The sequence below is a fragment of the Xanthomonas hortorum genome (assembly GCF_024339125.1).
GTDB lineage: Bacteria > Pseudomonadota > Gammaproteobacteria > Xanthomonadales > Xanthomonadaceae > Xanthomonas > Xanthomonas hortorum.
The window spans coordinates 2898809-2912115 of sequence record NZ_CP101417.1; the positions used below are offsets into that span (position 1 = coordinate 2898809).

Here is a 13307-nt window from a genome sequence, read left to right on the forward strand (position 1 = left end):
TGTTTCGGCTGGTGAGACGTTGGCAGAAGTCGTCAAGCCACACGCCAGTGTCCGCTGGGGGAATACGAGCTTAGAGATTGAAAAGCAGTTGTTGAGCAAGCGCATGCGGATCCAGGAAGAAATAGGCGAGCAACGGCGCCTCCGCGCTTTGCAAGAAAAAGACAGTAACCTCCATGCATCTTCTCTTGTGGCTCAAAAGGCGCAGATTTCGGCGCAATTGGAGATTCAACAGCAGCGGCTGCGGGACGCTACAGAGATCTATCGGATGTGGCAACAAGCTGATTCCGGCGTCATAAGCAAGATGCAATTAGCCCAACAGCATGACGCGGTTTTGCAGGTGAATGCGCAAATTGCAGATCTGTCACGGCAGCGCCTGTTGATAGAAAGAAGCATGGCGGAGGTTCGGAGCGTTCAGCAACAGCGATCTCCCGAGGCCAACTCCTCACAAATCGTTTTAGAGAAGCAACTGGCTGATGTGGATCAAGCCATTTATGAAAATTCTGAAACCCGCGACGCGGTTATTAAAGCCCCGGCTGAAGCCATCGTTGGACCCATATACGCGAACGCAGGCCAATCTCTTGAAGCTGGGCAGCCCTTGCTTAGCCTGTACCCACCGACGGCTCCATTACTGGCAGAGCTATGGGTGCCACCCAAGTCAGGTGGCTTTGTCCGTGCTGGACAGCAAGTTTTGCTTCGTTACAAGTCCTTTCCATATGAGCGTGTCGGGCAATACGCAGGAGTAGTGCGCTCTATATCGAGTACACCGATCGACCCTGCAAATATTAGAGCGGTCGGCGTAGAGGTTCCAAAGGCGGCGGCTTATCGCGTATTGGTATCCCTCGAGTATCCGTACGTTTCTGCATCAACTACTGGCAGACTGCCCTTGAAGCCAGGCTTAGACGTCGACGCGTCCATACAGCTTGACCGTCGTACACTCGCCGAATGGCTATTTGAACCTATCTACGGAGCAGTGCATCGTTGGGGCGAACCGGGACATGGGGCGTCCAAAAATGATTGAGTTCAGCTGGAGAAGTCTAGGGCGGCGTCGCGCCGTGCCGTTGATACACCAGATGGAGGCGGCGGAATGCGGCTTGGCCTGCCTCGCTATGGTTGCTGGTTATCACGGAAGCGAGATCGACTTGCATGCTATGCGCAGGCGCTTTGGCAGTTCGATGAAAGGCATCACTTTAGCCAGAATTGTGACCATCGCGCACTCAATGGGTTTCACCGCACGGCCTGTCAAAGGTGAACTCTCTTATCTCGCTGAAGCTCCGAAGCCCTGTATCTTGCATTGGGATCTTAGCCATTTTGTAGTGCTCTGCGAGATGAACTCCAAGCGATTGGTAATGCACGATCCAGCTCGTGGACGTATTGAAATGACGGTGCCTGAGGCTAGTCGTCATTTCACGGGAATCTTGTTAGAACTGGCCCCAAACGAAGATTTTAAAAAAGAGAAAATAGTTGCGAAAATTCCATGGCAGCGCCTTATTGGTAGCCATCGCGGGATCGCAAGTTCGTTAACGCAATTGATACTGTTGGCTCTTGTCATTGAGCTTTTCGCACTTACTTTACCTTTCCAGATTCAGTGGGTAATGGATAGCGTCCTGGTTACGCAAGATAAGGATCTTCTTTTTCTTATCACCGTAGGGTTTGCTGCTCTAGTCATATTTCAGGCAGGTATCGCGGTAGTTCGGGCTTGGGTTATTAGCTGGATCGGAGCCTCGTTAATATCGCAATGGATAGGGAATCTTTTTGCGCACCTTCTGCGTCTACCTGTAGATTTTTTCGAAAAACGGCATATGGGCGATATTGTAAGCCGGTTTTCTTCCGCAGCCATCATTCAATCGACGCTGACGGGAAGCTTGGTCACTGCTTTATTGGACGGGATTCTGGGGGGGCTATCGCTATTGATGATGGCTCTGTACAGCATACCCCTTACGCTCGTTGTCGTTTCAGCTTTCGCTATCTATGGAGCACTTCGTGCTGCCTCCTATAAGCGTCTGCGGCAGGCGAACGAGGAGCAGCTAATATTTAGTGCGCGCCAACAGACTGAATTGATGGAGTCGGTTAGGGGCATTAAGGCCATAAAGTTAGCTAACAAGCAGGTCGAACGAACCATACGTCTGCGTAATGCAACCGTAGAGATGGCCGATAGAGAGATGGTAGCCCAGCGCGTCACGATTGCGTTCCAAGCTGTAAGTCAGCTCGTATTCGGAATGCAGCGCGTAATTTTAATTGGAATTGGAGCCTATCTTATTATAAGCAGTGAGCTCTCTGCCGGTACGATCGTTGCGTTTTTAGCGTACGCTGACAACTTTTCGCAAAAGTCTATTAGCTTCATAGACAAAGTGGTGGAGCTGCGGATGGTTCGCATGCACTGTAACCGAATTGCCGATATAGTTTCTAGTGACGCAGAAGAAGATGCTCCAGGTTGGCGTAGTGGGGAACTGCATCAAAGACATGCGCTTGCGGTGCGAGATCTGGGCTTCCGTTACTCCGATAGCGAGCCATTAATCCTATCTAACCTCAACTTTGCGATTGAACCGGGCGAGGTGGTGGCGATTACTGGAGTTAGTGGGTCTGGAAAAAGCACTTTAGTAAAACTCTTGCTTGGGTTGCTGACGCCTACCGACGGCGCTGTCGAGATAGACGGTATGGACATCCGCAGACATGGCTTGGCTGAGTACCGCGACCTACTTGGTGCGGTTATGCAGGAGGATTCATTGTTCGCTGGAACGATTGCTGACAATATCGCCTTTTTCGATAGCGGTGCGACACTAGAAAAGGTCGTAGCGGCCGCGAAACTAGCTGAGTTGCACGACGATATTGTTGCAATGCCGATGGGTTACGAGTCGTTGGTTGGAGACATGGGTTCATCGCTCTCTGGTGGACAGCGGCAACGACTAGTTCTAGCTAGGGCGCTTTACCGTACTCCGCGCATATTGATTCTGGATGAAGCGACAAGTCAGCTAGATCAGGCGTGCGAGGCACGAATTGATCGAGCTATACGGCAACTTGATATCTCAAGAATCATCATTTCTCATCGACCGAGCACGGTGGCTATGGCCGATCGCGTTCTTCAGATCGAAGGTGGCCATGTTAGGGAGGTATGCACCTGTCAAAAGGGCGGGATTGTAACTGTTTAGGTATGGAAATGTTCTTGCATGGAAGCTGGGACATTGTAGTGCCGCGCGGAAGCGCCGTTTGTGGCGAAAAGGACCGTCATTATCATTCATTAACAATCAATCGGAGAAGTGCTATGTCTCACAACAAGGAAATCAAACCAGTCTGCTACGCGAACAGCCGCGTACTGACCGAAGATGAATTGGTGGAAGTCAGCGGTGGTGGCACCTCGCATGCTACCTTGACCGGCGGGGGCGGCGGTATTCCGAACCCCATCCGTGTTCAGCCGGATGGCGACGTCTCGGTCGATTTCGGCTGATTTATGCTGGTTAGTGGGAGGGGGGGGCAGCTGCCGCTGCCCCCTCATTAGCGTAGAAAACATAGGAGTGCGTATCGAAATGCACCTGATCTATGGCAATAGTGAGGATTATCATGCGGTAGCGGTCGCCTGGGCTATGCGCAAGCTAGGAGCAGAAGTTTTTATATGGGATGGCCTGGGCGCGACCGAGGATGCTCAGATATCCCTAACGCCCGGTGCGTTGCCCGGTTGCATTCGAATGGGAACTAGGATGATGAAAGAATTGGACAGTGTCTGGTTCCGTAGAATAGTAAAGCATGCGCCGATAAAAGACGTTGACAGAGACGCGGTTGAGTTTGTAGAAAATGAATTGAGGTTTGGTCATCTGAACCTTGCGGTATCTGTTCGTGCCGCTGCCAGTTTTGTGGTTGGTAATCCATTCGCAGATGAAACTCAGTGCAAGGCATTGCAACTAGACACGGCGGCTGCCTTAGGTTTTCTTGTCCCGGAGACGCTGATCTCAACGCATTATGATGAGGTGGCGAACTTTGTGCGTCGAATGGGAAAGGTCGCCGTGAAGCCATTTAATCCATATTTCTGGCATCACGCGGAAGAGCGAACATACCGTATCGCTTCAACGACAGTCTTGAACGGAACGGCAGAGATTGAGTCAGCTCAAATTGAGGTCTGCCCCGCGATATATCAGCGATACATCGAGAAGCGGTACGAACTGCGTGTCACGGTAATCGGAACTTATATATTCGCCGCCAAAATCAGCCGAGTCGACGGAGGGGCATTTGTCGATTGGAGATTCGGTATCGGTAGTCATGAGTCTTTGGTGGAGTCGGTTTATCTCGATCCATCCACTGAGGCGCGTATCCGGCAGCTTATAGCAGTATTTAATCTCAAATACGGTTGCGTGGATCTTATTGTGGATCCAAGAGGGGACGTCTATTTTCTTGAAATAAATCCTGGAGGACAGTTTCTATTTGTTGAAAGCATGGTTAAGGAGTTTCCGATGCTTGCGGCATTTGCAATTATGCTGCAATCGCAGACGATGGATTTTTCATTGGTTCAGCATGACCAAATTGGGCTCCCTCAATTCGAGAGAAGCCAAGAGTTTGAGGAAATGGTTAGCCGTAAAGGGACACTTGTTACAAGTTCATGCGTCTATAAAGAAGTCGAGGTTTCGTACTAGTTTAGGAGACTTTTCATGTACATGATTAGGTCGATCACCCTAGCCTTGGCGCTTCTAATTTCAGAAGATGCAGTGGCTCAGCCAGCGGAATGTGGCTTTGATAAAGTGAAAATGCTCGCTCTGGAGCAAGATAAATTCGACCAAGATGTAAGCAGCGGTGGTGGTGGTTGGCGCGCTGTTGCTGCCAAGCCTGGGTGTGAGGTCGCAGCTGCAGACCTGATCAAAGAATACCGAGAAGTGCATTCCGATAGTTCCAGTCTGCTGTTTTGGCACGAGGGGCAGCTACGGGCTTTTGCTGGGCATTATGAGGATGCGATTCCATTAATGGAGGCATCCAGACAGCCCACAGAAAAGGATCTTGCCGGCTGGAATCCCTATGTTGACGCAACGGTAGCATTCCTTCGGCACGATGCATCCGCGCTGGTAGCGGCACAGAAAAAGCTAAATGCGGTACCTGCTTCGCCGGAACTGCCGCCGGTCAAAGATGGCTACATAGAGATGTCGATGGATAATGGAAAAAAGGTTAAAATGCGGTGGCCCGTGAACGCGGATGTCGTCGATGGACTAGTGTCATGCCTCAATAAGAGTTACATGGAGGCGTATAGCTTGGTATGCAGGGGAAAGGGACAGTAGCTAGATGTCTACCATTGGAGGTGGTTTACCTAATCGTTACGTGATGCGCTAGAGCGTGTTATGAACCTTGAAAGAGCGTAGCTGCATTTCCAAGCATCAGAATCGTGAAGACAACGAAGTGCAAACCGGCCAAGGTTTCCGGCAATCGCTAGGGATGGTCTGATCAACGGCATCGGAGGATGAGCCTAACCACATCGACCAGGCTGACGGCGCTCAGATCCTCGATTTTTTTGCCGTTTCCGGCGCGTTTGCAGGGTGTTGCCCGGGTTACAGGCGCACGTTCCCCATCGTCGGCAGTAACTGCTTTCGCTTCATCCACAGGTTCGATAGCGCAAACAAGGTCAGCACCTGCGCGGTGTTCTTGGCCAGGCCGCGATAGCGGACCTTGGTGTAGCCGAACTGGCGCTTGATCACCCGGAATGGATGCTCCACCTTCGCGCGCACGCTGGCCTTGAAGTGTTCCCAACGTCTTTCCCGAGCACGCTCGCGTTTGTTGCCGAGGGCTTGCATCGTCGAGGGCCTGGCGGCGATGAAGAATGCAGCCTTGCAGGCCTGCAGTTCTTCGCGTTTGTCCGCACCGGTGTAGCCGCTATCGCCGAACACGCTGTCTTCTTTGCCATGCAGCAACGTGTGCATCACCGTGACATCGGCGACGTTGGCGGCTGTGCAATGGACGTGGTGCACCAACCCGGAAAATTCATCCACGCCGATGTGCGCCTTCATCCCGAAATACCACTGATTGCCCTTCTTGGTCTGATGCATCTCAGGGTCGCGCGCGTTGTCGGCATTCTTGGTCGAACTGGGCGCCGCGATCAGCGTCGCATCGACGATCGTGCCCGACCGCAGGCTCTGGCCCTTGCGCGCCAGATGCGCGTTGACCGCTTCCAGCATCCGCGCGGCAAGGCCATGGGTCTCCAGCAGGCGCCGAAAGTTGAGAATCGTGGTCTCGTCCGGAACGTTGTCCAAGCCACCGAGCTGGGCAAACCGCCGCAAGGTCGGGATCTCGTGCAGTGCTTCTTCCATCGCCGGATCGCTCAGCGCATACCACTGCTGCAGCAGATGAATCCGCAACATCGTCGCCAGTGCGTACGGCTGCCGACCTGGCCGGCCCGATACCGGATAGTGCGGCGCGATCAGACCGAGCAGTTGCTGCCACGGAACCACCTGCTCCATCTCGGCCAGAAAGATCTCGCGCCGGGTCTGCTTGCGCTTGCCCAGGCCCTCAGCGTCACCGAACGTCAGTTGCATGGATCACTCCTCAACATCAGGCGGGTAGTGTCGCGTATCTGTGGTGCGTTGTTCAGAGGTTCCCTAATAGTCGCGTGCCAGCCGCCTGAAACGATTGACCCATCCGAAGCTGCGCTCGACGACCCATCGGCGCGGCAGTAAGACGAAGCCTTTCTTCGCTTCTTGAAGCTTGATCACGTGCAACTCGATGCCTTCGTCCTTGGCCGCCTGCGCCGGTTCTTCGCTGGTATAGCCTTGATCCACAAACGCGATCTTGATCGTTTCAGCGGTCGCGTGTTGTACCTCTTGAGCCAACGATTGGACCTGCGCGCGCTCTTGCTCATTGGCTGGCGTGACTTAGACGGCGAGCAGGTGTCCCAGCGTATCGACCGCCATGTGCACCTTGCTCCCTTTCTTGCGTTTGTAGCCATCGTATCGGCGCGCGGTCCGCTTTCACAGGTGGACTGCAGCGTCCGGCCATCGAAAATGACCGCGCTCGGCTGGCCTTTCTTCCCGTGCGCCACACGCAGGAGTGAGCGCAAATCGCTGACCATGGCCTTAAAGCAGCCAGCCTGTAGCCAGCGTTGCGTTTGCTGATACACCGCCTTCCAAGGCGGGAAATCGTTGGGAAGCAATCGCCACGGTGCGCCGGCGCGTGCGATCCAACGCAGTGCATTGAACATCGCGCGTAGCGCGTACTTGCGCTGCGGTGCCTGCGCATCCATCAGTGTCAGATACGGCACAGCAAAGGCCCATTCTTCGTCGGAAATATCGGTCGGATATGGCTTACGAGGCTTCATCCGTATACGTTAGCGTGACAAGGCTAAAGTTCATAACATGCTCTAGTCGCTCTTTCTATCAAATCGCAGTTCCATGCCTTTACCCTGTGCTCGATCTTGAGATTCTTGACGCAAGGTGCATTCTCGCTCACGTGCGGACATTCCTGTGTCACGCGCAGTCGATATGGGATCCTCGTTAACGAGACACTCCGGGCGTGTAGCACCGATGGACCGGGCTGAGTCGCTCACACAACCTGTTAGGACTGCGGCGATGAGCAGAGTGGTCGTTGCGGCCAGATCGCAAATAACAGAACGAGGTGTTCTTGCACGGCGAGAAGTGTCCATCACGTTTCCTCATTTGAACAGTAGCGATGCGTCCCGTGCCCATGGAGGGTAAGCTGTAGCTTTTCTCCGAACTAGTGGAAAATAGCACTTGGATGGGATGTTCTGAACGCCGTTCTTGTGGAATCAGCGGTTCCGAGACGTCCGCACTGTTGAGCGTATTTGGATGCACTGCGCGCCAGGGCATTATCCGCCCGACATGGCGTTTCTCCGTCACCAGTTCTAACTGGTTGAAAAGCCCGCGCCAAACCCGATTGTCGGCGATTCAATGCTTCCAGCGAGTCTTTTACAATCAGTGACCTCCGCCTTGGTCACAGCAACGGTAGGCGGAAATCCTGGAGTATCCAGTGCATGTGGCGCTTGATCCCCGACACCTTCTTGCCCGTGTCATAGCCTTTCTGACCCGCCGTATTGTTGTTCCTTACGCTCTGTGCGTCCATGATCAAGAACGTGCTGCCACCCGGCTCGACTTCGTCGGCACGGCATCCTCTTCGCGATACACATAACAACTTGCGCGCAAAACGACGTGTAGAACGTCGCGAGCGCCCAAGTCTGCATCCGTCAACCAAGTGCGGTTACGCCAGCATGCGCACCTTCGGTTCGCGTGCCCACTGGCGGGTCTTGGCGGCAGTGATGAATGCCTTGGTGTCTGCCGCCGCGATCACGCCAGCGTCCTTGCCGACATTGCCGGCCTTCAGCAGCAGCTGCGCGCCATCGTCGAAGGCGATTGCCTTCAGATGCGCCCACGCATTGCTGACGAAATCCAGCGCCGCCGATTCGCGTGTCAGCGCCTTGGCAGCTTCCGACGACAACACCACCGCCACCGCATCGAACACCACCGAAGGTGTGCCGGCCAATTGACCATCGGCAGCCAGTTGCTTGCCGTCGCTGAGCTTGGCGCCGCCCAGTTTTGGCGCAACGATCTTGACCGTGGCACCGGCGGCTTCGGCGGCCTTGCGCACCGCCTTGATCGTCGCTGCATCGGAGCCATCGTGAATCAGGATGCCGACCGTGCGGCCCTGCAAGGTGTCCTTCATCTTGCCGATCAGCTGCAAGGCAGGCGACAGCGGCATGTCGGTCGGTGCGACCGCAGTCGGCGGTGCCGGCGGCAACGTGGTCATGCCCATGCCATCGGCCACGCGCTGTGCCAGCGTCGGGTCGATGTGACGCAGGTGACCGACGATGGCTTCGCGCACGTGCGCGGTCTCTACCTTGGACAACTCGAACACCAGCGCCGATGCCATATGCGCCTGTTCCGGTGCGGTCTGGCTACGGAAGAACATGCGTGCCTGGCTGTAGTGATCGGCAAAGCTTGCTGCGCGCACGCGGCCCTTGGCACCGTCTTCGGCCGGTGTTGCGTGGCTGGGGAATCCACGCAGCGCCTCACGCGGCGCATCGGCCTGCAACGAGCTGGGCTCGTAGGCAACACGGCCCTTGGGGACGCCCATCTGCATATGGCCGTCGCGCTGGTTGTTGGCGAACGGGCACTTGGGCGCATTGACCGGGATCTGGTGGAAGTTCGGTCCACCCAGGCGGCTCAGCTGCGTGTCCAGATACGAGAACAGGCGGCCCTGCAGCAGCGGATCGTTGCTGAAGTCGATGCCGGGCACGATATTGGCCGGGCAGTAAGCGACCTGCTCGGTCTCGGCGAAGAAGTTGTCCGGCCAGCGGTCCAGCACCATGCGGCCCACGATTTGCAGCGGTACCAGTTCTTCGGGAATGACCTTGGTCGAATCCAGATGGTCGAACGGGAATGCCTCCGCTTCGGCCTCGGTGAACAACTGCACGCCTAGTTCCCACTCGGGGAAATCGCCGCTTTGAATCGACTCGAACAGATCGCGACGGTGGAAATCCTGATCGGCACCGGCGATCTTGACTGCCTCATCCCAGATCGTGGACTGCAGGCCGAGCTTGGGACGCCAATGGAATTTGACGAAGGTGCTGTCGCCGTTTTCGTTGAGGAAACGGAAGCTGTGGATGCCGAAGCCTTCGATCATGCGCAGCGAGCGCGGAATCGTGCGGTCGCTCATCGCCCACATGATCATGTGCATCGATTCGGGCGTCAGCGAGATGAAATCCCAGAACGTGTCGTGCGCGCTGGCGGCCTGCGGAAAACCGCGATCCGGCTCCATCTTCACCGCATGGATCAGGTCCGGAAACTTCATCGAATCCTGGATGAAGAACACCGGGATGTTGTTGCCCACCAGATCCCAGTTGCCTTCCTTGGTGTAGAACTTCACCGCGAATCCGCGCACATCGCGCGGCGTGTCCACCGAGCCGGCGCCGCCGGCGACGGTGGAAAAACGCGTGAACAACGGGGTCTTTTCGCCGACTTCGGTGAAGATCTTGGCCGTGGTGTACTGGCTCAACGACTTGGTCAGCTCGAAATAGCCGTGCGCCGCGCTACCGCGCGCATGCACGATGCGCTCGGGAATGCGTTCATGATCGAAGTGGGTGATCTTCTCGCGCAGAATGAAGTCTTCCAGCAACGTCGGGCCGCGCGGCGTTGCGCGTAGCGAGTTCTGGTTGTCGCCAACCGGAATGCCCTGGTTGGTGGTCAGTTGCGGATGCGTGCCACCAGCTTTCTGATGCAACTCATCGCCCGTACCGCGCAATGTTTCGGGTGTTGCGCTGACGGGAGCAATGGAAGGAACTTGCGCGGGCTTGCTGGGGGACTTGGGCATGGGACTCCACTCTGGCGGGCTAGAGCGACCAACAACAGGTAGCGAGCGTTCGTCAGGTGATGCGGACGGCGCGGAGAACCGGAATGTACGAGTGGTACATGCCGATTCAGAGCACCGGCCGCGCCCGCCTGACGGCTGCGCAGTAGCTTGTTAGTCGCTCTTGGGATGCGGGCTGATCAACGAGCTTGGGAGCGGCGCTGTTAATTGCACGTGTCTGCATGCGAACGAATGCTCACATGCAGCCAGAAATTTGCGATGCATCGCAGCGAGATGTTGCCTGTGTCACGCAAGGTGCCGATGCAGTGCACGTGCTCATATCTAACGAGCCCGACTGTTGTGAGGTGGCTACAGCAGATCCAGCGGCTGTTTGCGCGTTGGCGGTGGAAATGCATGGTCCAGCTCGGCAAGATCCTGGGCATCCAGTTGCAACGTGCACGCTGCTGCATTGGCACGCACGTGTGCGGGTGTTCCCGATTCGGGAATGGCGATGACCTTGCCGCTGCGAATCGCCCACGCCAACGCCACCGCAGTTGCGGCCACGCCACGTCGTTCGCCAATGGCGTGCAGCACCGGGTGATCCAGCAATGCGCGGCTTCCCAACGGCGAATACGCCATCACCGTGACCTCATGCTGTGCACACCACGGCAGCAGATCGAATTCGATACCGCAGCTGCCGGCGTGGTACAGCACCTGATTGACCAGGCAATGCTGTCCGCCCTCAATGTCCCACAGCTCCTGCATATCCTCGACATCGAAATTCGACACGCCCCAGTCGCGGATCTTGCCGGCATCGCGCAGGGCTTCGAACGCATCGACCACTTCGCGCAGATCGCTGCCGCCACGCCAATGCAGCAGATACAGATCCAGCGTGCGAACGCCCAGCCGTTGCAGGCTGGCTTCGCAGGCACGCGCAATGCCGCGCGCGCTGGCGTTGCTTGGCAATACTTTCGACACCAGATACGGCGGCTGCGCGCTGCCGATGGCCTGGCTGATCAGTTGCTCGGAGCGCCCGTTGCCATACATCTCGGCGGTATCGATCAAGCGCATGCCCAGCTGTTGGCCGGTCTGCAGCGCATCGATCTCCTGCTGCGGCGTATGTCGACCCTGGCCCAGGTTCCACGAGCCCAGGCCGAGCGCGGGCACGTTGCGCCCATTGCGCAGGCGCACCTCGGGGCAGTGCTGCAAGGTGGATTCGGACATGTGTGACTCCTATAACGCTGGATTGGTGTAACGACCATGCCATCTGTGCGGGTCGCTCTAATGCAACGGTGTCTGCACGGATGTGGACGCGGTGTGCGCTTGCGCATCCCAGAACGTACAGCGATGACGTTGCACGAAGTCGGGCGTTGCCCCGATCCTGCCCGGCGACAACGTCAACGGCGTGTCGCCATCGAAGCGCGGCCACGGCGGCCGGCCGCCACCATTCGGATCGCCGGTGCGTGCAAACGCGCCCCAGTAATCCTGCAAGGTGTTAGCGAGCACCTGCTGCGCCGGGCTGAACTGCGGCTCGCCACTGAGCACCCACGGGCGCTGGAACAGATACACCAGTTCGGAGGCGTGATAGGCGCCCAGTGGCTGCGAAAACGGCAAGCGCAACAAACCGTACGGCGCCTGCGGGTCGTCGAACTCGTATGCATAGACCGCTGCGTGATCGCGCAACGCCCGGCCTAGCCGACGCGTGGGGCAGGCGAAGCCACCATCGGTGACGATGTCGGCATACGCGTGCCAGCGCGATTGGGCAGCGACATCTGCGTACTGCGTCATGATCGCTGTCGGATCGGTATGCATGCGTTGCACGCGCGCCTCATAGCCGCTGCGCAACGTGAGTGCGCCGAAATAGGACAGCAGTTGCGCGAACAGGCGCCCTTCGTCGCGATTGTTGCCGATCAGCACCGGTACCTGCGCGTGCTGCCCATTGGCGATCGCCTCGGCAGGCGGCAATGGCAAGACGTCGCCACCAGACATCGGCGCCCACGCATCGCTGCCGGTCAAGCCACGTCGCTGGGGTTTTGCATCGGCCAATGCGTCGGCAGGGAGCGCGCGCAGGCAGGCGGCAACCTCGCTTGCGCGCTCGCATCCAAGCGTCTGCGCCATGCGCACGCCACCACGTTCGGCCTCGCTGCGCGGCACGCTGGAATCGCTCGCAAGACAACTGCCGCTTTGCAGGATCGCACGTTGAAACAGGCCCGCCGCGCCCGGTGAAGCAAGCTGATAACAGATGCTCCATGCGCCGGCCGATTCCCCGAACACGGTGACGTTGTGCGCATCGCCACCAAAGGCGGCGATATTGCGCTGCACCCAGTGCAACGCCGCCTGTTGATCGAGCAACGCGTACGCACCTTCGCCTTCATCACCCAACGCGGGATGCGCATAAAAACCAAACACCCCCAGCCGATAATTGGGCGCCACCACGATGACGTTCTGCCGGGCTGCCAACGCACTCAGGTCGTAGTCGACATTGCTGCCCAACTCCAGCGCGCCGCCGTAGATCCACACCATCACCGCGCGCGGATGCGCCGGCGCCGGCCCGGGTGGTGCATAGACGTTGAGGGTGAGGCAATCCTCGGACACCTGCTTTTGCCCGAAGCGATGACGCGGCAGGCACGCCGGCCCGGCCTGCGTGGCATCGCGGACTCCCTTCCACGCTGGCGCAGCTTGTGGCGCGCGGAAGCGCAACGCACCCACCGGCGGCGCGGCGAATGGCACGCCCAGAAACACCCGCCCTTGCGCACTACGCACACCGCGTAGCGCACCGGCATCGGTCTGCACCACCTCGGCCTGCGCATCCGCCGCATGCACCAGCGCCGGCACCTCGCCAGGGCGGCGCGGCGTGCAAGCAGTCAACGCCAGGCCTGCAAGCAGCAGGCAGGCCAGGCTGCGTCGCAATGAGCGTCTGTCGAGCTTGATCACTGTCTGTTGTGTCCTATCTCAGACGCACATCATCGCGAGTGCACGTGTAGGGAAGGAAAACGAGGAGGCTGCCTGACGAGTGGAGTGATGTCAGCAATGGCAGTGACATTGGT

General features: G+C 57.3%; 9 protein-coding genes, 1 other RNA gene and 2 pseudogenes. 5 read left to right on the plus strand and 7 right to left on the minus strand.

Features of this window, described 5'->3' with window-relative positions; translation table 11 throughout:
• The first annotated feature begins 19 nt into the window (after positions 1 to 19).
• The 5 genes from NMB96_RS12410 (at position 20) to NMB96_RS12430 (ending at position 5252) form a co-directional block, all read left to right on the plus strand.
• Positions 20 to 1018 (plus strand): beta-barrel domain-containing protein, encoded by a 999-nt coding sequence (locus tag NMB96_RS12410; protein ID WP_255084963.1) that lies wholly within the window; start codon positions 20 to 22, stop codon positions 1016 to 1018.
• Complete coding sequence (locus NMB96_RS12415; RefSeq protein WP_023903083.1) at positions 1011 to 3146, plus strand: peptidase domain-containing ABC transporter; 2136 nt, start codon at positions 1011 to 1013, stop codon at positions 3144 to 3146. Before NMB96_RS12410 ends, NMB96_RS12415 begins: the two co-directional genes overlap by 8 nt.
• A 113-nt stretch (positions 3147 to 3259) precedes the next feature.
• Positions 3260 to 3442: a hypothetical protein gene (locus NMB96_RS12420; protein WP_023903084.1), complete on the plus strand. Its 183-nt coding sequence runs from the start codon at positions 3260 to 3262 to the stop codon at positions 3440 to 3442.
• Between the two features lie 79 nt (positions 3443 to 3521).
• Positions 3522 to 4619 (plus strand): ATP-grasp domain-containing protein, encoded by a 1098-nt coding sequence (locus NMB96_RS12425; RefSeq protein ID WP_183086850.1) that lies wholly within the window; start codon positions 3522 to 3524, stop codon positions 4617 to 4619.
• A 15-nt stretch (positions 4620 to 4634) separates the two neighbouring features.
• Positions 4635 to 5252: a hypothetical protein gene (locus tag NMB96_RS12430; protein WP_043889019.1), complete on the plus strand. Its 618-nt coding sequence runs from the start codon at positions 4635 to 4637 to the stop codon at positions 5250 to 5252.
• Positions 5253 to 5519: 267 nt separating this feature from the next.
• On the opposite strand, the gene NMB96_RS12435 is transcribed toward NMB96_RS12430, so the two are convergent.
• The 7 genes and pseudogenes from NMB96_RS12435 to NMB96_RS12465 form a co-directional block, all read right to left on the minus strand.
• A complete protein-coding gene (locus tag NMB96_RS12435; RefSeq protein ID WP_183086593.1) occupies positions 5520 to 6500 on the minus strand; it encodes an IS5 family transposase in 981 nt (326 codons plus the stop codon).
• Positions 6501 to 6566: 66 nt separating this feature from the next.
• Positions 6567 to 7279, minus strand: a pseudogene (locus NMB96_RS12440) (IS5 family transposase); the annotation flags it as partial.
• A 560-nt stretch (positions 7280 to 7839) separates the two neighbouring features.
• Positions 7840 to 8055: pseudogene (locus tag NMB96_RS12445) on the minus strand (transposase); the annotation flags it as partial.
• A gap of 120 nt (positions 8056 to 8175) precedes the next feature.
• Complete coding sequence (locus tag NMB96_RS12450; protein WP_255084964.1) at positions 8176 to 10284, minus strand: catalase; 2109 nt, start codon at positions 10282 to 10284, stop codon at positions 8176 to 8178.
• A 26-nt stretch (positions 10285 to 10310) separates the two neighbouring features.
• Positions 10311 to 10384: non-coding RNA, sX9 sRNA (locus NMB96_RS12455), on the minus strand.
• 245 nt (positions 10385 to 10629) lie between these two features.
• Complete coding sequence (locus NMB96_RS12460) at positions 10630 to 11484, minus strand: aldo/keto reductase (protein ID WP_255084965.1); 855 nt, start codon at positions 11482 to 11484, stop codon at positions 10630 to 10632.
• A 57-nt stretch (positions 11485 to 11541) separates the two neighbouring features.
• A complete protein-coding gene (locus NMB96_RS12465; protein ID WP_043889020.1) occupies positions 11542 to 13170 on the minus strand; it encodes a carboxylesterase/lipase family protein in 1629 nt (542 codons plus the stop codon).
• Positions 13171 to 13307: the final 137 nt, after the last annotated feature.

Bases quoted from the DNA above. Each gene is read 5' to 3' on its own strand.
- NMB96_RS12415 (WP_023903083.1), top strand. From the start codon at position 1,011: ATGATTGAGTTCAGCTGGAGAAGTCTAGGGCGGCGTCGCGCCGTGCCG.
- NMB96_RS12420 (WP_023903084.1), top strand. From the start codon at position 3,260: ATGTCTCACAACAAGGAAATCAAACCAGTCTGCTACGCGAACAGCCGC.
- NMB96_RS12425 (WP_183086850.1), top strand. From the start codon at position 3,522: ATGCACCTGATCTATGGCAATAGTGAGGATTATCATGCGGTAGCGGTC.
- NMB96_RS12430 (WP_043889019.1), top strand. From the start codon at position 4,635: ATGTACATGATTAGGTCGATCACCCTAGCCTTGGCGCTTCTAATTTCA.
- NMB96_RS12435 (WP_183086593.1), bottom strand. From the start codon at position 6,500: ATGCAACTGACGTTCGGTGACGCTGAGGGCCTGGGCAAGCGCAAGCAG.
- NMB96_RS12450 (WP_255084964.1), bottom strand. From the start codon at position 10,284: ATGCCCAAGTCCCCCAGCAAGCCCGCGCAAGTTCCTTCCATTGCTCCC.
- NMB96_RS12460 (WP_255084965.1), bottom strand. From the start codon at position 11,484: ATGTCCGAATCCACCTTGCAGCACTGCCCCGAGGTGCGCCTGCGCAAT.